Raw genomic sequence first — 22,016 nt, forward strand, 5'->3', positions numbered from 1 at the left:
ATTAACCAGCCCGCAACGCCGCCGCACTCCGAGTCTTGCGGTTGAATTCGAGGGTGTCATCCGGCAGTGCGAAAGGTGAAGTTGATCCGTTGCTCGCCCAGTCGCGGGTGATGGCCGTCCTTGATCGGCAAGACGCCGTGATAACGCAAACGATCGACGCCGCCCCAGACCACGATATCGCCGTGCAGCAACGGTATGCGCTGGCTTTTATCGCTACGTTCAAACCCGCCGAACAGGAACATGGCAGACAGTCCCAATGACACCGACACGATCGGTGCGGCGTAGGTACCTTCGTTCTTGTCCTGGTGCAATGACATCTTGGCGCCGGGAACATAGCGGTTGATCAGGCAGGAATCAGGGATAAAATCTGCAAACCCCGCTTCCCGTGCCGCCGCTTGTGCCAGTTCGAAAAACACGTCAGGCATCTCGGGCCAGGGTTGTCCGGTCTGTGGGTCATTGCGCGTGTACTGATAACCGCTGCGGTCAGTGGTCCAACCCCAGGTGCCGCAACTGCTCAAGGCCACCGACATAGTAAAGCCGCCGGGCGTGACCATCTGCCGGAACGGTGCGGCCGCGAGAACCGCTTCCAGTGCCGGCAGCAACTGCTCCAGCCGGGGCAGGGCAAAGCCGCGCAAGACGCAGGACTGTTCACCGATCTGCTCGCGCCTGGGCTCCTGCTCGGGTTCGGCATCGGCAAACAGATCGAAGGTGGTCGGGCTCATGGGGTCATAACGCATCGTGAAAGATGATTCCAAGGGTATGCCGTTTTCCACTATGCAGGCGACTCACGCCGTGACGCATCGTCACTCGGTAATAGCCGCGAATGCCTTTGACCGGGCGCTGGCTCACGGCAAAGATCACACCATCGCCTTTCTTCAGGCCGATCACCTGCGGGCGTGACTGCATACGCGGGCGTTGTTCGGTCAGCACAAACTCGCCGCCGGTAAAATCTTCGTCCGGTTCTGACAGAAGAATCGCCACCTGCAGCGGGAACAGGTGTTCGCCGTACAGGTCCTGGTGCAAACAGTTGTAGTCCTGCGGGCCATATTGCAGCAACAACGGAGTCGGGCGCTCCTGACCGGCGGCATGGCAGCGTTGCAGAAATGCTTCGTGGGTTCCTGGGAAACGGGTCGGCAGGTCCATGCATTCGTACCAGCGATTGGCGATCGGCACCAGTCGAGGGTAGAGCGCACTGCGCAAGCGGGCGACCGTGCCCGGCAAGGGGTAGTTGAAATACTTGTATTCGCCACGGCCAAAACCGTGACGCGCCATGATCACTTGAGAGCGAAAGGGCATTGACTGGGCGTAGAGGCCGCTGACCTCGTCGCAGGCCTCCACACTCAGCACCGACCTGATGACGGCGCAGCCATCCCGATCGAGCTGTTGCTCCAGGGTTGCCCAGTCCAGCGCATCGAGGGTTTGCTCGATCATCGTTGAGCCTCACGATCGAGCAATTGCCGTTTGCGCTCCAGTCCCCAGCGATAACCACCAAGACTGCCGTCCTGGCGCAACACCCGATGGCAAGGCACGATAACGGCCACCGGGTTGGCTCCACAGGCGTTCGCCACCGCCCGACAAGCGCTGGGCTGACCGAGGCATTGGGCGATATAACGGTAGCTGGCGGTTTCGCCGACAGGGATTTGCCGCAGGACTTCCCAGACTCGCCGTTGAAATACGCTGCCGCTCAGGTGCAGCGGGAGATTGAGTGCGGTGTGTGGGTCTTCGAGGTGGCGCAGGGTTTGCTCCAGGGCTGGCATCAAACCCTCATCGCGCTGCGGGGGTGGCGGGGCAGGGAAACGCCGCGCCAGATCGCGTTCGAGCGTGATCAAGTCGTCGCCGAGTAGCAATGCGCACAGGCCCTCGGTGCTGAACGCCAGCAACAAGACGCCAAGGCTGGAAGTGCCGCTGAGATAGCGAATCGGGGAAGTAGACATGTTCTGACTCCTTAACCAAAGGTCGAGGTGGCCAGTCTAGGGAGCGCCAAGGGAGTGAACACTCCGGCGTTTGCGGTCGAATTCAAAACGGGCGCGGAGCATGACGTCCTTGTTGTCGCTCCGGGTGCCGGGTCGGGCTACAGCGCTTTGCTGACGGCGATGTCGCTGATGACGTCTTCGCTCGAACCATGAATGGCGTCCAGCGCGGCCTTGGCTTCTTCTTCAGTGCCTTTTTCGAGCTGGGCAAATTCGAAGCGGCGTTCGCCGTTGAGTTTGTATTTGATGACGTACTTGGTCGTTTGGGCCACGGTCATACCTGCTTTTATTCGTGTGGGAACGTGGCTCAGCTCAGTTTCGTGCTGGAACGACGGATGATCTTGATCGAGTGTGTCAGGGTCGGTTTGCGGGTCACGCTGATCGGCCGGCGGTTGACCGTGTCGATGGTGATGTTCCAGAAACCGGTGCTCGGCGCTGTAATCCGGGCCGGGAAAGTATCGAACGCACCGCCGTGATAAGTGTGACGGCCGCCGTTCTTGAAGCTGCGGAAGTTGGCGTCGTTCATCAAGCGGATGTTGCATGTTTGGGAGCACTGGATGACGACGATGTCGTCTTCGTTGAGGTGCTCGCGCTGGTGGATAAATTTCATGAGGCGCCTCCAGAAGGGCTTTTTCTACAAAATCAAAACGATAGCATGGGCGATTGGCGCAGTTTATCAGCCCGAACAGGTTATTATCCGGTCGTCGAGGTTCGCTTTGACAATTAAAAACAGTTATTCGGAATTTAATGAGCGATAAACGCTGCGAGCCTCGGAGAAAATCAGCATTTGTGCTGTCGGAGGGTCTTTATCGGAGGTTTTGTATGAAGTGGGGTGTGTGGGTCTTGCCGTTGGCATTGGTAGTGAGTGGCTGTGCGAGTGTTTCGGAAATCAACCAGACGCTGCCAACCATGAACGTCATCTCAGGCAAAAAGCCCAATGAATACGCGCAATGCCTGGTTGAAAAACTGGCCGACAGTCGTGGCGCCCTGCAACTGGAGTCAACCAAGGACGGGATGCGCGTCATCGTGCCGGCGAAATTTTCGTCGGCCCCGGCAGCCGTATTCGACATAGAAGACCGCTCGGGTGGCAGCGGTATTAAGCTGCACGAGCGTATGTCCAATGTGCCGGTGCGTCCAAAGGACGTTCAGAAAGCCGCCAATGCGTGTATTTCTGGCTGATAGACTGGTCACTGTCGATACTGATGCCGTCAAAGCGATGCTTTGGCGGCATTGTCATTTCTGGAGCCGAGCATGAAGCGAGAGCAGATACGGGAACGCCATGCAGAGGGACTGATCTCTGCCACCCACGTCATTCAAAATCCGGCGAACCCCGGGGAGTGGATCGTGTTTTTCAAGAAAAGCGCCGGGCGCAGTTATTTCCTGGTGGATGATAATGATGAGGTCGAATCGTTTGGCCGTCTCGACGATTTGATCGAGACTGTGCGCAGCCTCGGGATCAAATTCGCCGAAATTCACATGTAGGGCAGGGCGCCTTACTTGCAGACCACCACGACGCTGCGGTTCTTGAAGTTACCGACATCGACACCCAGGGTCTTGTCGCTTTCCTTGGTGGAAGGCGTTCCGTCGGTACCGACGATCCGGTAGCCGGTGCCCGCACAAGAGGCATCGGCTTTTTCGTAACAGGTGGCCCAGGAATTGGCTTCGCCGGAGCAGTCGATTGCCAGACCTTGCTCGCCGTTGTTCAGGTAAGTCGTTTCGGAAGTGGCGCAACCGGTCAAAGCCAGGATCGCAATCAGGGGCAAAAATTTAGTCATGTCGTTGTCGTCGTCAGGATGATGGGGCTAAGCGCTGTGACAGCGCTGGCATCAAAAGGTTATAGCGAATGGCCACTTGTTTGCACCCGGCCACAAAAAAGCCCTGCTGGATGGCAGGGCTCTGCGAATGCCGCAGGAGATCAGTCCTGACTCTTGCCGCGTCGCTTCGGCGCGGGGGGGGTGTAGTCGAGCACCGACGCCACTTCAATCGCCATCGCTTCGCTGGGTAACGGCCCGGAAACATCTTCGCCATTTGCGGCGGTAATGTGCCACTGGCCATCTTTTCCTTTGTCGACCGTGTACCCGTTGATGATTTTTGCTACGGTCATCTAGTCTGTCTCGTTCACTGGTTCAAAGTCGCCATGATACCGGCAAATGCTCGCATTGGGGGGCGATAAGCGTATGGTGGTCCAGTTTGTCGGCCTCTTTGAGCTACGCTGATTTGACCGCGTGAAAATGCGGATGGAACTATCCGCGGGAATATTTCTCTATGATGGCATCGGTTAGCCAGCGCGGGGCATTGTAAGGTGCACGCCGCCTGATTAGACTGCGCCGAAACTCGTACACACAGCCCTTTCAAGGACTTATATGATCAAGAAATGCTTGTTCCCAGCAGCCGGTTACGGTACTCGCTTCCTGCCAGCGACTAAAGCCATGCCCAAAGAAATGCTGCCGGTGGTAAACAAGCCACTGATCCAGTACGGCGTCGAAGAAGCACTGGACGCTGGTTTGACTGAAATCTCCATCGTCACCGGTCGCGGCAAACGCGCCCTGGAAGACCACTTCGACATCAGCTACGAGCTGGAAAACCAGATCAAAGGCACCGACAAAGAGAAATACCTGGTCGGTATCCGCAAGCTGCTCGACAACTGCTCGTTCTCCTACACGCGCCAGACCGAAATGAAAGGCCTGGGCCACGCGATTCTGACCGGTCGCCCACTGATCGGCGACGAACCGTTCGCCGTGGTGCTGGCGGATGACTTGTGCGTCAACCTCGAAGGCGACGGCGTCCTGACCCAGATGGTCAAGCTGTACAAGCAGTTCCGCTGCTCGATCGTTGCCATCCAGGAAGTCGATCCGCAAGAAACTCACAAGTACGGCGTGATTGCCGGTGAGATGATCCGCGACGACATCTACCGTGTTCACAGCATGGTCGAGAAGCCAAAACCTGAAGATGCACCGTCGAACCTGGCGATCATCGGTCGTTACATCCTGACCCCGGACATCTTCGACCTGATCGAACAAACCGAGCCAGGCAAAGGTGGTGAGATCCAGATTACCGACGCCCTGATGAAGCAAGCCCAGAACGGCTGCGTCATGGCCTACAAGTTCAAAGGCAAGCGTTTCGACTGCGGTGGCGCTGAAGGCTACATCGACGCGACGAACTTCTGCTTCGAGAACTTCTACAAGACTGGCAAGGCTTACTGATAGCGTTTGACTCACTTGTATTGGAAAAACCCCGACTTGTTCGGGGTTTTTTTTGATCGCTTAAAAGCAAATCATTTCCGCCAGGAAATACTTTTCCTGTTGCCCGATCGATTACGCATTGTCATTAATGAAACTGACTAAACCTTGGCAAGGGAGTGTTCAAGGGTTAGTCCGCGCAGCATTGTTGAACGCTTCGTGAATTTTTCGCTGGTAACAGGGAGTTGGGCTAATGACGATAGATGCGGCGATTCATAGCGGAGCAAGATCAAAACGCTGGTTAGGCCTAAGCGTGCTGATGCTGCCCGTCTTGCTGGTAACCGTTGACAACACGGTGCTTGGATTCGCGTTACCAAAGATTGCTGAGGCCCTGCGTCCGAGTGCTAGTCAGCAGTTGTGGATGATCGATGCGTATTCGCTGGTATTGGCGGGAGTGCTGGTGTCGATGGGTAGCCTGGGAGATCGAGTTGGTCATCGTAAGTTGTTGCTGGCTGGGTCCTTGGGTTTTGCCATTGTGTCGGTGCTAACCGCATATTCCGATACAGCCACTCAACTGATTGTCGGGCGAGCTTGTATGGGGATTTTCGGGGCGATGCTGATGCCCTCAACGTTGGCGTTGATACGTTCGGTGTTCGAGGATCGAGAAGAACGCAGAGTAGCAGTCGCGATCTGGGCAACGACGTTGACGGTCGGCTCGGCACTCGGGCCTTTGGTGGGCGGGGTGTTGCTGCAGTTCTTTGATTGGGGCGCGATTTTTCTGTTGGCGGTTCCAGTCCTGATTCCGTTGTTGGTGTTGGGGCCGTTATTGCTCCCGGAGTCGGAGCGTGATGCGTCGGGTCCACTGGATCCGATCAGCATTCTCCAGTCGATGGTCGCACTGGGTGGCATCGTTTACGGTATCAAACATGGCGCCAGTGAGGGTGTTGACGGGGTCATGCTGGGCACCTTTGTGGTCGGTGCATTGGCGGGCTGGATGTTCGTTCGGCGGCAGTTGCGTCTTCCTGTACCCCTGATGGACATGACCCTGTTTCGCAACGGCACCTTCAGCGGGTCTGTTCTGATCAACCTGATAAGTCTTGCGTTCCTCGTCGGCTTCGTTTTCTTCACCACGCAGTTCTTGCAGATTGTCCTTCAGATGTCGCCCTTGAGTGCGAGTCTGGCGTTGGTGCCGGGGCAAATCATGGCTATCGTGGTCGGGATGGCGGTCGTGCCGGTCGCGCAGCGGGTACCCGTGCATGTGTTGATACCGGTTCTGATGGCCTTTGCCGGCGCGGCGTTTTTGCTGGTGGCCAGCATGGGCAGCAGCCTCGCGGTGTTGGTAGCGGCGTTCGCGTTGCTGAACATCGGAGTAGGCGCTATCGCGACGGTTTCCAATGACGTGATCTTGTCGGCAGCACCACCGGCAAAGGCGGGCGCTGCTTCCGCCATCAGTGAAACCGCTTATGAAGTAGGCGTGGTGCTGGGAACGACCGTGCTTGGCGGTCTGGTCACGGCCTACTACCGCGCAGGCCTGCAGCTTCCGACGTTTTTGAGCGACATTCAGACGACGCTGGCAAGTGAGACGCTGTCTGGTGCTCATCATGTGGCGTCAGGTCTGGCGGGTGATCAGGCACAACAGTTGATGCAGCAGGCAGGAGGTGCATTTGAAGGTGGAATTGCGTTGGTTTCGTGGGTCGCTTTCGGCCTGGCGTTCATGGCGATTCTGATCGCCTGGCGCACGTTGCGGTTACCAAAAGCTCAGCCGGCAGAATGTCATTGATCGAAAGCGTAAGGCTCGAACGGTTGGTGTTGTCCATCTGTATAACGGCAGAAGCTTGCTCAATAAGCGTCTGCGGGTATGCTGGTTGCCTGCCGAGGAGATTGAAAATGGCCTACGATTTTGACCTTTATGTGATTGGCGCCGGTTCCGGCGGTGTACGGGCTGCGCGTTTCGCTGCCGGTTTTGGCGCGAAAGTGGCTGTGGCTGAAAGTCGTTACCTGGGTGGTACGTGCGTGAACGTCGGCTGCGTGCCGAAGAAGTTGCTGGTCTACGGCGCGCACTTCGCCGAAGACTTCGAGCAGTCTTCCGGCTTTGGCTGGACGTTGGGTGAAGCGAAGTTTGATTGGGCAACGCTGATTGCCAACAAGGATCGCGAGATCAATCGCCTGAATGGCATTTACCGCAACTTGCTGGTCAACAGCGGTGTGACCTTGCATGAAGGCCACGCCAAAATCGTCGACCCGAACACGGTCGAAATCAATGGCGAGCGCCACACAGCCAAGAACATCCTGATTGCTACCGGCGGCTGGCCGCAGATTCCGGAGATTCCGGGGCATGAACACGCGATCAGTTCCAACCAGGCGTTCTTCCTCAAAGAGCTGCCCAAGCGCGTTCTGGTGGTGGGCGGCGGTTACATCGCTGTCGAGTTCGCCGGGATCTTTCACGGGCTGGGCGCCGACACCACGCTGTTGTATCGCGGCGAACTGTTCCTGCGCGGCTTCGACGGTGCGGTGCGCAAGCATTTGCAGGAAGAGCTGACCAAGCGCGGCATGAACCTGCAATTTAACGCCGACATTGAGCGTATCGACAAACAGTCCGATGGCAGCTTGAAGGTGACACTCAAGGACGGTCGCGAACTGGAGGCGGATTGTGTGTTCTACGCCACCGGGCGCCGGCCGATGCTTGACAACCTCGGGCTGGAAAACACCGGCGTCAAACTCGACAAGAAAGGTTTCGTCGAGGTCGATGATCAGTATCAGACTGCGGAGCCGTCGATCCTGGCGCTTGGCGATGTGATCGGCCGTGTCCAACTGACCCCCGTCGCTCTGGCTGAAGGTATGGCAGTGGCGCGCCGCTTGTTCAAGCCGGAGCAATATCGTCCGGTGGATTACAAGATGATCCCGACTGCCGTGTTCAGCCTGCCGAACATTGGCACTGTCGGTTTGAGCGAGGAAGAGGCGCGCGAAGCTGGCCACGAGGTGCAGATTTTCGAAAGCCGTTTCCGCCCGATGAAGCTGACCCTGACCGAGTGCCAGGAGCGCACGCTGATGAAGCTCGTGGTTGATGCGAAGACCGACAAGGTTTTGGGTTGCCACATGGTCGGGCCGGATGCCGGTGAGATCGTTCAGGGCCTGGCGATTGCCTTGAAGGCTGGCGCGACCAAGCGCGATTTCGACGAAACCATCGGCGTGCATCCTACAGCCGCCGAAGAGTTCGTCACCATGCGCACACCGGTAGCCGGTTAATCGTTCTTTTCGCTCTCTGATGCGTCTGGCGCTGTTGCAATGACAGCGGCCAGGCGCAGGCTTTCATCGAGGTTCGCCTGAGTCTTGAGCAAATCGATTTCCAGCGCTTTGTTTAACTGCGACTGCTCGTCGACGCTTTGCTTGAGCGACTGACTTTCCAGCAGCGCGGCACGTAAACGCTCCTGGAGGAGGGTGCGTTCGCTGTCGATGCGGTTGACCTGCTCCAGCAGTTGATCCTGGCGGCTGTGGGTGTGTTTGAGTTGCTCTTGCAATAGTCCCAGTTCACGCAGTGTTCCACGGTTTTCGGTGAGCAAGCGCTCGTTGTCGCGGTGCAATTGAGTGATTTCGTCCTGACGAACCAATGCGCTTTGCTGGGCCTGGCGCAATTCCATCTGAATCTGCTGCACCTGACCTTCGTGGCGGCTGTGCTCCTGCTCGCGTTGTTCTTTGACTGCGTTGCGGTAGTGTTCCAGGGCATCGCGCGCGTGCAGGTGCTTTTCTTCCAGTGAGCGGATCTGCTCATCCTTGTCTTGCAAGCGTAATTCGAAATCGGCCAATGCCTGGTTCAGTCCGGCGTTGCGGGTTTGCTCGGCTTGCAGGATGGAGCGAGTTTCTTGCAGCGCTTCGGACTCCTGGGTGAGTGCCAGGCTTTGAATCTCGTATTGCTGGTGCAGTTCAGTGTTGGCTTGCCGGGCTTCGGTCAGCTGGATTTCCAGCGCCTTTCGTTGCTGATCGAACTGCGCACGTGCCTGGTCGATGGGTTCTTGCGCTTGCTCCTTGAGGCGCTGCGCCAGACGCGAGACCAAGCCTGCCAGCTCGTCATCAATGGGTTCTGAAGGCGCTTCGGCGCGTTCGCTGCCGTCATCCAGCTCCTTCAGATAGCGGTGAATGGTGGTTTTTGAGCCGGTATTGCCCATCTCGATCCGTACTGCATCGATGCTGGGGTTTTCGCCACGGGCAAGGATTGCCAAACGTGCCGCCTGCACTACCGCTTTATTTACGCCGCCACGAGCCATGTGTTCTCCTACGATTTCGTACTGTGGTACATGCCACAAAAGTACGCAGTGTACCATCATGAATAGGAAGATAAAAAATGTAAATTGTTGATGCGGGATATACTGGTATTACCCCGCGTGATACGCCGTGTTACAGGTTTTACTTCACCAAAGAGGTACATTTTCGAGAGATAAGCCCATGACCGATCTGGATCGCTACCTGCAAGCCGCCACCCGCGACAACACGCGTCGCAGCTACCGGGCGGCCATCGAGCATTTCGAAGTCAATTGGGGTGGTTTCCTGCCTGCGACGAGTGACAGCGTGGCGCGTTACCTGGTGGCCCATGCGGGCGTGCTGGCGATCAATACGCTGAAGCTGCGTTTGTCAGCGCTGGCGCAGTGGCATAACAGCCAGGGTTTCGCCGATCCCACCAAGTCGCCGGTGGTGCGCAAGGTCTTCAAGGGCATCCGTGCGCTGCACCCGGCCCAGGAGAAACAGGCCGAGCCATTGCAACTGCAGCATCTGGAGCAAGTGGTTGCGTGGCTGGAGCAGGAGGCGCAAACAGCCAGGGAGAAAAACGATCAGCCGGGATTGCTTCGCGCCAGACGTGACACTGCGCTCATCTTGCTGGGCTTCTGGCGTGGCTTTCGCAGCGATGAGTTGTGTCGCGTGCAGATCGAACACGTGCAGGCGAGCGCCGGCTCGGGCATCACCCTCTACCTGCCACGCAGCAAGAGCGATCGCGAGAACCTCGGCAAGACTTACCAGACTCCCGCCCTGCAGCGCCTCTGCCCGGTGAACGCCTACATCCAATGGATCACGGAAGCTGCGCTGGTCCGTGGGCCGGTGTTTCGCGGAATCGACCGCTGGGGTCATTTAAGCGAGGAGGGATTGCACGCCAATAGCGTGATCCCTTTGCTGCGCCAGGCCCTGGAACGTGCCGGCATTTCGGCCGACCACTACACCAGCCATTCCCTGCGACGCGGTTTTGCCAGTTGGGCTCATCAGAGTGGTTGGGACCTGAAATCGTTGATGAGTTATGTGGGTTGGAAGGATGTGAAGTCTGCCATGCGCTATGTTGAAGTGAGCCCGTTTCTCGGGATGGCCCGAGTCGCTGAAAAGCCTTTGGCGCGCTAGATAACGTTTTCTTCTATTAATACTGTCCGCTAATAGCGAAAACCAATCAGCAGCATGAGCTTTGCCAATGAGCCAGGCGGCGATCGAGTGGGTAGGATTCACCCCATCAACTTCTCAACCAAACTTTTCAACCCTGACGGAGAGTCATCGATGCCTATCATCAACAGCCAAGTTAAACCGTTCAAAGCTGACGCCTTCAAAAATGGCGACTTCGTAAAAGTGTCGGACGCTGATCTGAAAGGCAAGTGGTCTGTCGTGTTCTTCTACCCGGCCGACTTCACCTTCGTTTGCCCGACCGAACTGGAAGACCTGGCTGACAACTACGACGCGTTCCAGAAACTGGGCGTCGAGATCTACAGCGTTTCCACCGACACCCACTTTGCCCACGCTGCCTGGCACAACACTTCGCCAGCCATCGGCAAAATCCAGTACACCATGATCGGCGACCCGACTCACGCGATCTCCCGCAACTTCGACGTGCTGATTGAAGACGCTGGCCTGGCAGACCGTGGCACCTTCGTGATCAACCCAGAAGGCCAGATCAAAATCGTTGAACTGAACGATGGCGGCGTTGGCCGTGACGCTTCCGAGCTGCTGCGCAAAATCAAGGCTGCCCAGTACGTCGCTGCTCACCCAGGCCAGGTGTGCCCAGCCAAGTGGAAAGAAGGCGAGGCCACTCTGGCTCCGTCCCTGGACCTGGTCGGCAAGATCTAAGTCTGTGAAAGCATCATCAGGGCGGGTTTCCGCACCTCAGTAAGCTGCAACCGCCCTCAAAAACGCCCGGGCGAGATTCGCTCGGGCGTTTTTTTTACGAATTCAAAAAGGAAATCGCCCGTATGTTGGACGCCAATCTTAAAGCCCAGTTGAAGTCATACCTGGAACGGGTCACCCAGCCGATCGAGATCATTGCCTCCCTCGACGACGGTGCGAAATCCCAGGAAATGCTCGCGTTACTCAAAGACGTTGCCAGTCTTTCCAACCAGATTACGTTGCTCGATAACGGTGACGATGCACGTAAACCATCGTTCTCGATCAACCGCCCGGGTGCCGCTATCAGCCTGCGTTTTGCTGGCATCCCGATGGGCCATGAATTCACTTCGTTGGTGCTGGCCCTGCTGCAAGTGGGCGGCCACCCTTCGAAGGCCAGTGCTGAAGTGATCGAACAGATCCGTTCTCTCAAGGGCGAGTTCAGCTTCGAGACGTACTTCTCGCTGTCCTGCCAGAACTGCCCGGACGTAGTCCAGGCGCTGAACCTGATGGCGGTGCTGAACCCGAACATCCGCCACGTCGCCATCGACGGCGCGTTGTTCCAGGCCGAAGTCGATGATCGTCAGATCATGGCCGTGCCAAGCATTTACCTTAACGGCGTGAACTTCGGCCAGGGCCGCATGGGCCTTGAAGAAATCCTCGCCAAGATCGACACCAGCGGCATCGAGCGTCAAGCCGAGAAAATCAGCGCCAAGGAAGCTTTTGACGTATTGGTCGTCGGTGGTGGCCCGGCCGGTGCTTCGGCAGCGATCTACGCTGCTCGTAAAGGCATTCGCACCGGTGTGGCAGCTGAACGTTTTGGTGGGCAGGTGCTCGACACCATGGCCATCGAGAACTTCATCTCCGTGCAGGAAACCGAAGGCCCGAAACTGGCGGTGGCGCTGGAAGAACACGTCAAGCAATACGACGTCGACATCATGAACCTGCAGCGCGCCGACAAATTGGTGCCGGGCAAGCGCGGCGAGCTTCACGAGATTCACTTCGCCAGCGGCGCGACCCTGAAAGCCAAAACCGTGATCCTCGCGACCGGTGCGCGGTGGCGTGAAATGAACGTCCCGGGCGAGCAGCAATACCGCAACAAAGGCGTGGCGTACTGCCCGCACTGTGACGGCCCGCTGTTCAAAGGCAAGCGCGTGGCGGTGATTGGCGGTGGCAACTCCGGCGTCGAAGCGGCCATCGATCTGGCGGGCATCGTGTCCCACGTCACGCTGCTGGAGTTCGACGTGCAGTTGCGCGCCGATGCGGTCTTGCAACGCAAGTTGCACAGCCTGCCGAACGTCACCGTGATCGCCAGTGCGCAAACCACTGAAGTGTTGGGCGACGGTCAGAAGGTCAATGGCCTGCGCTACAAGGATCGTCAGTCTGATGAGCTGCGTAACGTAGAGCTGGAAGGGATCTTCGTGCAGATCGGTTTGCTGCCCAACACCGATTGGCTCAAAGGCACCATCGAGCTGTCGCCTCGCGGCGAGATCATCGTCGATGCCCGGGGTGAAACGTCGATGCCGGGCGTGTTCGCTGCCGGTGACGTCACCACCGTGCCGTACAAGCAGATCGTGATTGCAGTAGGCGAGGGCGCCAAGGCTTCGCTGAGCGCATTCGATCACCTGATCCGCACCTCCGCGCCGGCTTAAACGCCAACGCTGAAAACACAAAAAACCCATGAGCGATCATGGGGTTTTTTGTGCTTCACAAATTCCCAGTGTGGGAGCGAGCCTGCTCGCGATAGCGGACGGTCAGTCACATCCATTTTGAATTTACCGAAACCATCGCGAGCAGGCTCGCTCCCACAAGGGGGATTAGTGGTGGAGTTAGAGCGGAGCTGGCTGAATGATTTCAACCCAGTAAGCATCCGGGTCCTTGATGAACGCCAGGCTCTTCATGCGCCCGTCGTTCAGGCGCTTCTGGAAATCGCAGCCCAACGCTTCGAAACGTTCGCAAGCCGCACGGATGTCCGGCACGGAGATGCAGATATGGCCGAAGCCGCGCGGGTCGGTGTTGCCGTTGTGATAGGCGAAATCCGCGTCGTTTTCGGTGCCGTGGTTGTGGGTCAGTTCGAGAATGCCAGGGATCGAATTCATCCATTCGGTACGGGCGGCAGCATCGGCCGGAATCTGGTTTTTATCCACCAGCGCCAGAAAATACAGACTGAATTCAGCTTCCGGGAAGTCGCGTTTTTCCACCAGCGAGAAACCCAGGATGCGCGTGTAGAAATCCAGGGACTTGGTGATGTCCTTGACCCGCAGCATGGTGTGGTTGAAGACGAACTTCTGGGTGGCGGTGTCAGGTTGAGCAGTCACGCCGGGGAAAGTGTTCAATTCGTGCAGGCTCATGGGCCCTCCGGAAAATAAGTGGGGCTAACGAATGGCGACAATGATACGCAAGGGCTGGGACATCACCAAACGCAAAGAGTGGGCTATTGCCTGACGGGCGGGTGAGGCTCAGACTTTACGGTTCAATCCGTGAGTGCTCATTGCAATGATCCGATTCTGTAAATCGACTTTCCTGCTGTTCTATCTGCTGTCAGTTGTTACCAGCGCCCATGCTGATGCACCGGTGGTGACCTGGCCGAATGGCTGGGAGGTCGAAGCCGTTCCGCAAGATGATGCCAAACCAGGGGTATCCCGGCAGCGCGCGGTGAAAGTCGACCAGGGTGGCACGCCGGTAATGGTGATGGAGTTGACCATGACTCAAGTAGAAAGCGGTCATCAGGTCAATCTGGAGGGCGTGTTGCTGGAGATGCGCAAGTCGGTGCAGAAGGACTTTTTTCAAGGAGGCTATCAAAGTGTCTGCAACAAAATTCATCCGGCGACCTTGAGCCGCTTATCAGGATTGGAAACTACCTGCACGATTACACAGAATGGTCGACATGTGCTGTCGCAAACATTGGTCGCGGCGGTGGACGCCGATAAGGCTTATGTTTTTTCCTACGCGGGGCAGGCTGAGGCTTATAAGGCAAGTGAGGATGAAATTGTGGCGGCTCGTAACAGCTTAAAACTTTAGTTGAGGGTTTACGTGACTGCAGATTTCAGCGCGATCTGAAGTCTTTAGATACCCAAACGGATTAAGCATAAAGTTTAGTCGACAAGTAGCGAATTAAACGACTCCCCTGGTTGCATTTAGAGGTCGTCCATAAAAAAGCCCTGCGTTGGCAGGGCTTGTTTTATCACCGCGATTGCTTAGCCTCGCAGCCAGGAATCTACGGTAGCGGCACCGTACTGTTCCTTCCAGGCTTTCAGGCCACGGTGGTTGCCGCCCTTGGTTTCAATCAGCTCACCAGTGTGCGGGTTGTGATAAACCTTGACCACGCGAGCGCGGCGGGTTTTAGGAGCTGCTGCCGACAGACCGGATTTTGCCGGGTTCGGATCGAGGATGGCGATGATGTCGCGCAGGCTTTTGCCGTAGGTTTTCATCAGCCCCTGGAGCTTTTCTTCGAATTCGATTTCTTTCTTGAGCCCGGCATCATTCTTCAGCGATTCCAGCTGCTTGAGCTGTTCTTGAAGGGCCTTTTCAGCGGCACGAAATTCAGCGAGTCTGGACAAATTCATTACTCCAATAGTGTGTTTGGCTGATACCAACCGCAAACAAAGCTATAAGCCAAGAGCCTTGAAGCGACTCGGTGATAGTGGCTCACCTGCCAATTGTGCACAGGCATGAAAAATTGTAGTAGTTAATTGGCCAAGAGTAAATCCTGTCTTTTTCTTCATGTAACTACAGTAGTCTTTTGATTCAATTTGGTGCGCCGCTTCGTTGCCTCGGCGCTTAAAACCGCTGGTTAATGGTGCCTTAATGCATTAATGAACTCTGCGCCGGGCATCGGTCGACCAAATAAATAACCTTGCAGGAAGTTCACACCCTGGGCAGCCAGATAGTCACTTTGCTCCTCGGTTTCCACGCCTTCAGCCACGATCCCCAGATCAAGCTTGGCCGAGAGTTCGATAATGCTGTCCAGAATGTGCCGGGAAAGTGCGTCAACGCCGATCATAGCGACAAAGCTCTGATCGATTTTCAGGAAGTCCACATTGAACTGGCGCAGGTAACCGAGGCTTGAGTGACCCGTGCCAAAGTCATCGATAGCGATCATCACGCCCAAGGCGTGGAGCTGCTCGAACAATTGGTGCGTGATGGCCGTCGGCTCGATCAGTTCACGCTCGGTCAACTCCAGCACCAGGTGGATGGCACCGGGCGCGAAGGCACTGAGAAACTCCCGGCAGTCCTGGACCAGGTCCAGGTCCTTGCAATGGCTGGCGGTGATGTTGATGCCGATGTGAAACGGTCCGTCGAACGAGGCAGCGGCAGGCGCCAACAGCGCAGAGGTCTGCCGCATCAGGGCGCGGGTCATCGGCACGATCAACCCGGAATGCTCGGCAAAAGGAATGAACAGGTCCGGGCGCACCAGGCCTTCCTTTGGATGATTCCAGCGCATCAACACCTCGGCCCCGGACCACGTTTTGGTATCGCCGTGCACCACGGGCTGAAAATACGGAATGAACTCGGCGGCCTCCAGTGCGCGCTGCATTTCATGGCTGGGGGACGACGAGCGCATTTGCAGGACATGTCCGATTGCGCCCGAGACCACTCCGAAGAAGATCAGCAAACTGAACAGCGACGGGTATTCGCTGCTCATGTAGCGCCAGGTTTCACCCTCGGGGAAACCGGCCGCGACCGTAAAGGCATAGCGCGTGGACGTCTGCGTGCTTTCGGCCACGGGAAGGGTAGGCAGGGAGCCTTCGTGAACCTTGCCGTCGGCCGATAACCAGACAGGGCCGACTTGCAGCAACAGCCATGTCTTGCGCCCAATCAGTCGCAACACGTTGCTTAAGTGATAACCGTCCAGGGTGGTCAGCGCCCCCCGATTGCCTTCACTTAGCCGATACACTAGCAACGCGGTGCCGGGCGTCACTGGGTTGCCGTTCATCAACCACAACTTGCCCTGGGTGTAGTCGCCCGGATTGACCGTCTCCTGAAAATCACCGAACAGCGAACTGCAATAGAGGTTGTTATCCCATACCAGGTTCGTCGAGCGCACGAACGGTCGGCGTGTGACCTGTTCGCGCAAGGCCAGTTTGACGTTGTAACAGGTCTGGCCGGCCAGCGGCAGCAGTTCGCGTGCGGCCTGGGCGGTATTGTCGAGCATCAGTTCGAATTGGCGGATGGCTTCTTCGGACGTCAGCTCAGTGCTTTGCTTGAGCGCACGCTCAGCCTGCATATAGAGGATGACAACTCCCAGCAGCACCGGGAGTAACCCGCTCAAAACGGTTATTGCCATTCGTTTACCGCGTTTGTGGCGGGTTTTGGCGTTCAGTGGCATTCGCAAAGCCTGTGACGATGGGATACGGCTCTCAAATGCTGGGAGGACAACGGCACGCCTCCCAAAAAGAGTTCAAGTAGTGGGCATGATAGATGGCCGTTGATACTTATGCCGCTCAACGATAATCAAGGCTTGTAGCCAGCTGGATAAACGCCAGCGTTGCGGGCGACGATTGACGCTGGTCGAGCACTGCCAGACCGACCTGCCGATTGACGGCGGGTGACAGCGGTTTTTTCACATAGCGGCTGTCGTTGTCGTCGGGCAATGAGCCTTCGGCGACCACGGTCACGGCGTCACCACGGCCTACGGTGTCGAGGGTGCTGAGCAACTGCGAGCAGCGATAACGGATGTTCGGTGTCAGCCGGGCCGCACTGAACAGCCGTGAAACCAGCTCCGAAGACCCGGCTTCGGTCAGCACGAACGGGTCGTGACACAAGTCGCTCAGGCTCAAGCTGTCGCGACCCGCCAGCAGATGATCGGAGGGCAGCAGCGCGACCATCCGGTCTTCGATCAGCGTGAAGGTATCGAAGCGTTCTTCAGGCAGCACCACGAAGCCGATATCGATTCGTCGCTCTTCCAGCCACTGGATAATCTGCCGGTCCGGACCTTCGTCGATGTGCACTTCGATACCGGGGTGAGTGGCGCGGTAGTGCTGCAGGATCTGTGGCAGCAGTTTGATCGACGAGGTCGGGCCGAACGAGCCGATGCGCAGGGTGCCACGCTTCATCCCGCGAGCATCGGCCGCTTCCTGGCGCAAGGTGTTGGCCAGCCCGAGCATTGCCCGGGCGCGCGATAAGAGCTGTAGACCGATGTCGCTCGGTTCGACTTGTGACTGATGGCGCCGGAATAACTCGACACCCAATTCCTGTTCCAGCGACTTCAGGGCGTGAGACACCGCCGATTGGGTAATCCCCAGCCGGTTGGCCGCCGCCGTGAAACCTCGCAGTTCGGCGACCAGCGAGAAAATCTCGAGTTGTGTCAGGGTCATGAGTCATTACTCATTTTACGATGATCATGCATTAGTCGAATGATACGTCATCTTTTCTGGATTGAAGCCCTGACGCCTTATGACTGCTTATGCGCAAACAACCTCTTCGGACGTGCCGGTTTACCTGAAACTCGCTGCTGTCACCATGATCTGGGGCGGGACGTTTGTGGCCGGCCGGTTTCTCGCGGACAGCCTCAGCCCATTGTTCGCCGCCAGCCTGAGATTCCTTCTGGCCAGCGTGGCATTGCTGCTGTTTTTGCTGCTGGCCCGCGTGCCACTGGCGAAACCGAGCGCCAGGCAGTGGCTGCAACTGGCGCTGCTGGGGTTCTTCGGCATTTTCTTCTACAACTTGTGCTTCTTTTATGGACTGCATTACATCAATGCATCGCGTGCGTCATTGATTGTGGCGCTGAACCCCGCCGTGATCGGACTGGCGTCGTGGCTGCTGTTCAAGGAGCGCTTGAGTCGGGCAAAGGTTATCGGAATTGCGGTGTGCATCGTCGGGGCGAGTCTGGTGATCGTCAGTCGAAATCCGCAGCTGCTGGCCGACAATGCCGACGCCTGGGTCGGCGACCTGCTGATTTTCGGCTGCGTGCTCGGCTGGGGGATTTACTCGTTATTCTCCAAAGAGCTGAATCACTCTCTGGGGCCGGTGCAGACCGTGACGTATTCGATTCTGCTCGGCACGCTGATGCTGTGGGTGACCAGTGCAGTACGGGGTGAACTTAGTGTCAGCGCGCTCATCAGTCTCGGTCCGCAGCAATGGTTGAGCCTGATGTACCTGGGCGTATTGGGCTCGGCGCTGGCCTACATCGGTTATTACGATGGCATTCGCCGCATCGGGGCAACGCGTTCGGGGGTGTTTATTGCCCTGAATCCGCTGACCGCGGTGATCCTCGGCGCGTTGTTGTTGGACGAGCAGTTGACGCTGGTGATGTGCCTGGGAGGAGGGCTGATTCTTTCAGGGATTTACCTGTGCAACAAACCCCTTGCGCGAGCAGGGAAAAAGGGGATTTGATACAGAAGGCGGACAAACCTATTTACGCTGTGTAGAATCGGGTTACGCATACAATAATAATCGTCTTCTGTCAGCAGAAGCCTCGCCCGCATCAGCCTTGGGTCGACAATGAAAAGTTTTGGGTTTCAATTGATCTACGGTGACTTCCTCGCCCGCAGCGTGCGGGGCATCTCCTGCGCGCCACCCGCCGGCTTCAGCATTCTTAGCAACTAACGATCCGTTAATTCTAAAAAATGATGAGGCGCCAAAATGGCAGATTTATACGAAAACCCAATGGGCCTGATGGGCTTTGAGTTCATCGAGCTCGCATCGCCGACCCCGAACACCCTGGAGCCGATCTTCGAGATCATGGGCTTCACCAAGGTCGCGACCCACCGTTCAAAAGATGTGCACCTGTATCGCCAGGGCCAGATCAACCTGATCCTCAACAACGAACCGCACAGTGTTGCTTCGTACTTCGCGGCCGAGCACGGCCCGTCGGTGTGCGGCATGGCGTTCCGCGTCAAGGATTCGCAACTGGCCTACAAGCGTGCGCTGGAAATCGGTGCCCAGCCGATCCACATCGAAACCGGCCCGATGGAACTGAACCTGCCGGCGATCAAAGGCATCGGTGGCGCACCGCTGTACCTGATCGACCGTTTTGGTGAAGGCAGCTCCATCTACGACATCGATTTCGTGTTCATCGAAGGTGTTGACCGCAATCCGGTCGGCGCCGGTCTGAAAATCATTGATCACCTGACCCACAACGTGTATCGCGGTCGCATGGCGTACTGGGCCAACTTCTACGAGAAGCTGTTCAACTTCCGTGAGATCCGTTACTTCGACATCAAGGGCGAATACACCGGCCTGACCTCCAAGGCCATGACCGCCCCGGACGGCATGATCCGTATCCCGCTGAACGAAGAATCGTCCAAGGGCGCCGGGCAGATCGAAGAGTTCCTGATGCAGTTCAACGGTGAGGGCATCCAGCACGTGGCCTTCCTCAGCGATGACCTGATCAAGACCTGGGATCACCTGAAAAGCATCGGTATGCGCTTCATGACCGCGCCACCGGAAACCTACTACGAAATGCTCGAAGGCCGCCTGCCGAACCACGGCGAGCCGGTCGATCAACTGCAATCGCGGGGGATTCTGCTGGACGGTTCGTCCGAGTCGGGCGACAAGCGTCTGCTGCTGCAGATTTTCTCGGAAACCCTGATGGGCCCGGTATTCTTCGAATTCATCCAGCGTAAAGGCGACGATGGTTTCGGCGAAGGCAACTTCAAGGCACTGTTCGAATCTATCGAGCGGGATCAGGTTCGTCGTGGCGTACTCGCTACCGAGTAAGCCGCTACACCGCTAAACCTGTAGGAGTGAGCCTGCTCGCGATAGCTACCTTTCAGTCAACATTGATGTTGAATGTGAAGGCGCTATCGCGAGCAGGCTCACTCCTACATTTGGTTTTGTGTGGGGCTTAAGGTTTGCGATGCCGAACCAGGTGTTTGAACCCTTCAAACACCAGCACCACCACCGCCAGCCAGATCGGAATGTAGGTCAGCCACTCCCCGGGCTTGATGCTTTCCCCAAGCAGCAACGCAACGCCCAGCAGCAACACCGGTTCTACATAACTCAACAGCCCGAACAGACTGAACGGCAACAACCGGCTGGCGATGATGTAGACCACCAGCGCCGACGCGCTGATCACCCCGAGTATCGGGATCAGCAGCGACAACCACGGGTGTTGATCAAACACGCCGAAACCCTGTTCGCCACTCTGCACAAACCAGAACGCCACCGGCAGCGTCAACGCCATGTCCAGCCATAAACCACCAAGGTTGTCGGCGGCCAGGCGCTTGCGCAGGATGAAATACAGGGGATAGCCGATGCAGACCAGCAAGGTTGCCCAGGAAAAACCCCCGACCTGATACACCTCGTTGATCACACCGAGGCAGGCCAGCACCACGGCGATTTTTTGCAGATACGAGAGGCGCTCGCCATAGGCGATCCGCCCGGTCAGCACCATGGTCAGCGGCAACAGGAAATAGCCGAGCGACACATCCAGGCTGTAGCCGTTGAGCGGCGCCCACATGAACAGCCAAAGCTGCACGCCGAGCAAGGCCGAGGAGGCGATCAGGCCGGCGATCAGTTTCCGATTCCCGGCGATGCGCCGAAAAATCTCGAGCACTCGTTTCCATTCGCCGGAAACCACCATGAACACGGTCATGCACGGCACAGTCAGCAGCATGCGCCAGCCGAAAATCTCCACGCCGCTCAAGGGCGTGAGCAGCGAGGTGTAGTAATACATGACGGCAAATAGCACTGAGGCCGAGACCGATAAAGCGATACCTTTAGACAAACTGCCCTCGCGAGGTTGGACGTGAAACGGGCGCAGAGGATACGTGGTTTTCGCGTTCAGTATTGACTAACAGATCAATATCGATCGAGTGCGAGAACGGCGCTGCGGTCCTAGCTCAGAAGACGAATCGGCTCACCCGCCGACCACGCTTGAATGTTCTCGATCATCTGTGAAAAGAACTGATGGTAGTTCTGTTGACTGACATACCCGACATGCGGCGTCGCCAACACATTGTCCAGCGTTCTGAACGGATGATTCACCGGCAATGGCTCCACGTCGAACACATCCAGCGCCGCCCCCGCCAGCCGGTTCTTCTGCAACGCCTTGATCAGCGCAGCTTCATCGACAATCGGCCCGCGGGCGGTGTTGACCAGCAGCGCCGAGGGTTTCATCCAGTCCAGCGCCCGGGCGTCGACCAGCCCCCGGCTGCGATCACTGAGCACCAGATGAACCGACAGCACATCGGCCTGCTCGAACAGTTCCTGCTTGCTGACATAGGTCACGCCCACTTCAGCGGCACGTTCAGCTGTCAGGTTTTCGCTCCACGCGATCACCCGCATCCCGAACACCTGACCAAACTGCGCGACACGTTTGCCGATGCTGCCAAGGCCGAGGATTGCCAGCGTCTTGCCGTGCAAGTCGCCACCCAGGCCTTGCTGCCATTTTCCGGCGCGCAAGGCATTGGCTTCGACCACGAGGTTGCGGGTCGCCGCCATGATCAACGCCCAGGTCAGTTCCGGAGCGGCGTGTTTGTAGCTGTCGGTGCCACTGACCTGGATGCCCAGTGCCGCAGCGGCCTTGAGGTCCAGCGCGGCATTGCGCATGCCGCCGGTGACCAGCAGTTTGAGTGTCGGCAACTGGCGCAGAAGGTCTTCATCGAAGCGAGTGCGTTCGCGCATCACGCAGATCACCTCGAACTTGCCCAGACGCTTGGCCAGGGTTGTGTTGTCGGCGGGGTAATCATGTATAAAACTCACCTCGCCGAGGCTGTCCAGCACGGACCAGTCGACCACGTCACGGGCCACGTCCTGCCAATCATCGATCACCGCAATCTGCACCGCCATCAGCTAC

At 57.3% G+C, this 22,016-nt stretch carries 25 protein-coding genes; 11 read left to right on the plus strand and 14 right to left on the minus strand.

Going from position 1 to position 22,016, the window contains the following annotated elements; all coding sequences use genetic code 11:
* Window positions 1-56: 56 nt before the first annotated feature.
* The 5 genes from alkB to ACA051_RS14415 form a co-directional block, all read right to left on the minus strand.
* The gene (gene alkB / locus ACA051_RS14395) at window positions 57-737 is read right to left on the minus strand and encodes a DNA oxidative demethylase AlkB (protein WP_497375368.1); all 681 of its coding nucleotides are present in this window, start codon (window positions 735-737) and stop codon (window positions 57-59) included.
* Window positions 727-1,431, minus strand: a complete 705-nt coding sequence (locus tag ACA051_RS14400; RefSeq protein ID WP_497375370.1) for a 2OG-Fe(II) oxygenase — start codon at window positions 1,429-1,431, stop codon at window positions 727-729. Before ACA051_RS14400 ends, alkB begins: the two co-directional genes overlap by 11 nt.
* Window positions 1,428-1,934: a methylated-DNA--[protein]-cysteine S-methyltransferase gene (locus tag ACA051_RS14405; RefSeq protein WP_497375372.1), complete on the minus strand. Its 507-nt coding sequence runs from the start codon at window positions 1,932-1,934 to the stop codon at window positions 1,428-1,430. Before ACA051_RS14405 ends, ACA051_RS14400 begins: the two co-directional genes overlap by 4 nt.
* Window positions 1,935-2,071: 137 nt before the next feature.
* Window positions 2,072-2,248, minus strand: coding sequence for a hypothetical protein (locus ACA051_RS14410; RefSeq protein ID WP_094467298.1), 177 nt, complete (start codon window positions 2,246-2,248; stop codon window positions 2,072-2,074).
* 29 nt (window positions 2,249-2,277) lie between these two features.
* Window positions 2,278-2,580, minus strand: coding sequence for a DUF1883 domain-containing protein (locus ACA051_RS14415; protein WP_007946189.1), 303 nt, complete (start codon window positions 2,578-2,580; stop codon window positions 2,278-2,280).
* A gap of 212 nt (window positions 2,581-2,792) precedes the next feature.
* Here ACA051_RS14415 and ACA051_RS14420 point away from each other — a divergent pair, with 212 nt between their 5' ends.
* Window positions 2,793-3,149 (plus strand): hypothetical protein, encoded by a 357-nt coding sequence (locus ACA051_RS14420; protein ID WP_497310397.1) that lies wholly within the window; start codon window positions 2,793-2,795, stop codon window positions 3,147-3,149.
* A 72-nt stretch (window positions 3,150-3,221) separates the two neighbouring features.
* Entirely contained in the window at window positions 3,222-3,452 is a 231-nt protein-coding gene (locus ACA051_RS14425; RefSeq protein WP_497310398.1) for a hypothetical protein, read from the plus strand.
* An 11-nt stretch (window positions 3,453-3,463) separates the two neighbouring features.
* Here ACA051_RS14425 and ACA051_RS14430 read toward each other — a convergent pair whose 3' ends face one another.
* Together ACA051_RS14430 and ACA051_RS14435 are read right to left on the minus strand one after the other, a co-directional pair.
* On the minus strand, window positions 3,464-3,745 hold the full coding sequence (locus ACA051_RS14430; RefSeq protein WP_497310399.1) for a hypothetical protein: 282 nt from the start codon (window positions 3,743-3,745) through the stop codon (window positions 3,464-3,466).
* A gap of 140 nt (window positions 3,746-3,885) precedes the next feature.
* Window positions 3,886-4,074: a hypothetical protein gene (locus ACA051_RS14435; RefSeq protein WP_094467303.1), complete on the minus strand. Its 189-nt coding sequence runs from the start codon at window positions 4,072-4,074 to the stop codon at window positions 3,886-3,888.
* Between the two features lie 259 nt (window positions 4,075-4,333).
* Between ACA051_RS14435 and galU the strand changes: the two genes are divergently transcribed.
* From galU to gorA, 3 genes are all read left to right on the plus strand, one after another.
* Window positions 4,334-5,173, plus strand: a complete 840-nt coding sequence (gene galU, locus ACA051_RS14440) for a UTP--glucose-1-phosphate uridylyltransferase GalU (RefSeq protein ID WP_010460715.1) — start codon at window positions 4,334-4,336, stop codon at window positions 5,171-5,173.
* Window positions 5,174-5,402: 229 nt separating this feature from the next.
* The gene (locus tag ACA051_RS14445; protein WP_497310400.1) at window positions 5,403-6,929 is read left to right on the plus strand and encodes an MFS transporter; all 1,527 of its coding nucleotides are present in this window, start codon (window positions 5,403-5,405) and stop codon (window positions 6,927-6,929) included.
* A gap of 107 nt (window positions 6,930-7,036) precedes the next feature.
* Entirely contained in the window at window positions 7,037-8,395 is a 1,359-nt protein-coding gene (gene gorA, locus ACA051_RS14450; RefSeq protein ID WP_497298919.1) for a glutathione-disulfide reductase, read from the plus strand.
* Here the strand turns inward: gorA and ACA051_RS14455 are convergent.
* Complete coding sequence (locus tag ACA051_RS14455) at window positions 8,392-9,411, minus strand: DNA-binding protein (RefSeq protein ID WP_497310401.1); 1,020 nt, start codon at window positions 9,409-9,411, stop codon at window positions 8,392-8,394. The two genes, gorA and ACA051_RS14455, sit on opposite strands and share 4 nt — an antisense overlap.
* A 178-nt stretch (window positions 9,412-9,589) precedes the next feature.
* Between ACA051_RS14455 and ACA051_RS14460 the strand changes: the two genes are divergently transcribed.
* The 3 genes from ACA051_RS14460 to ahpF all read left to right on the plus strand — a co-directional run bounded on the left by ACA051_RS14460 (window position 9,590) and on the right by ahpF (window position 12,927).
* Window positions 9,590-10,528, plus strand: a complete 939-nt coding sequence (locus ACA051_RS14460; protein ID WP_497310402.1) for a site-specific integrase — start codon at window positions 9,590-9,592, stop codon at window positions 10,526-10,528.
* A gap of 150 nt (window positions 10,529-10,678) precedes the next feature.
* On the plus strand, window positions 10,679-11,242 hold the full coding sequence (gene ahpC, locus ACA051_RS14465; protein WP_010460707.1) for an alkyl hydroperoxide reductase subunit C: 564 nt from the start codon (window positions 10,679-10,681) through the stop codon (window positions 11,240-11,242).
* 122 nt (window positions 11,243-11,364) lie between these two features.
* Window positions 11,365-12,927 (plus strand): alkyl hydroperoxide reductase subunit F, encoded by a 1,563-nt coding sequence (gene ahpF / locus ACA051_RS14470; RefSeq protein WP_497375374.1) that lies wholly within the window; start codon window positions 11,365-11,367, stop codon window positions 12,925-12,927.
* 177 nt (window positions 12,928-13,104) lie between these two features.
* Here ahpF and gloA read toward each other — a convergent pair whose 3' ends face one another.
* Complete coding sequence (gloA, locus tag ACA051_RS14475) at window positions 13,105-13,626, minus strand: lactoylglutathione lyase (RefSeq protein ID WP_497375376.1); 522 nt, start codon at window positions 13,624-13,626, stop codon at window positions 13,105-13,107.
* A gap of 145 nt (window positions 13,627-13,771) precedes the next feature.
* On the opposite strand from gloA, the gene ACA051_RS14480 reads away from it, so the two are divergent.
* Window positions 13,772-14,296 carry a DUF4946 domain-containing protein gene (locus ACA051_RS14480; RefSeq protein WP_497375559.1) on the plus strand — a complete coding sequence of 175 codons (525 nt, stop codon included), beginning with the start codon at window positions 13,772-13,774 and terminating at the stop codon, window positions 14,294-14,296.
* A gap of 176 nt (window positions 14,297-14,472) precedes the next feature.
* On the opposite strand, the gene ACA051_RS14485 is transcribed toward ACA051_RS14480, so the two are convergent.
* The 3 genes from ACA051_RS14485 to ACA051_RS14495 form a co-directional block, all read right to left on the minus strand.
* Complete coding sequence (locus ACA051_RS14485; RefSeq protein WP_497310404.1) at window positions 14,473-14,835, minus strand: histone-like nucleoid-structuring protein, MvaT/MvaU family; 363 nt, start codon at window positions 14,833-14,835, stop codon at window positions 14,473-14,475.
* Between the two features lie 233 nt (window positions 14,836-15,068).
* Window positions 15,069-16,604: an EAL domain-containing protein gene (locus ACA051_RS14490; protein WP_497375378.1), complete on the minus strand. Its 1,536-nt coding sequence runs from the start codon at window positions 16,602-16,604 to the stop codon at window positions 15,069-15,071.
* Window positions 16,605-16,719: 115 nt separating this feature from the next.
* Complete coding sequence (locus ACA051_RS14495) at window positions 16,720-17,592, minus strand: LysR family transcriptional regulator (protein ID WP_497310406.1); 873 nt, start codon at window positions 17,590-17,592, stop codon at window positions 16,720-16,722.
* A gap of 79 nt (window positions 17,593-17,671) precedes the next feature.
* Between ACA051_RS14495 and ACA051_RS14500 the strand changes: the two genes are divergently transcribed.
* Window positions 17,672-18,610, plus strand: coding sequence for a DMT family transporter (locus ACA051_RS14500; RefSeq protein ID WP_497375380.1), 939 nt, complete (start codon window positions 17,672-17,674; stop codon window positions 18,608-18,610).
* Window positions 18,611-18,859: 249 nt separating this feature from the next.
* A complete protein-coding gene (gene hppD, locus ACA051_RS14505; protein WP_219093983.1) occupies window positions 18,860-19,936 on the plus strand; it encodes a 4-hydroxyphenylpyruvate dioxygenase in 1,077 nt (358 codons plus the stop codon).
* A gap of 127 nt (window positions 19,937-20,063) precedes the next feature.
* Here hppD and rarD read toward each other — a convergent pair whose 3' ends face one another.
* A complete protein-coding gene (gene rarD / locus ACA051_RS14510) occupies window positions 20,064-20,945 on the minus strand; it encodes an EamA family transporter RarD (protein ID WP_497310408.1) in 882 nt (293 codons plus the stop codon).
* Between the two features lie 110 nt (window positions 20,946-21,055).
* Window positions 21,056-22,009, minus strand: coding sequence for a D-2-hydroxyacid dehydrogenase family protein (locus ACA051_RS14515; protein WP_497375382.1), 954 nt, complete (start codon window positions 22,007-22,009; stop codon window positions 21,056-21,058).
* Window positions 22,010-22,016: the final 7 nt, after the last annotated feature.

Source organism: Pseudomonas sp. LBUM1669, assembly GCF_059695705.1.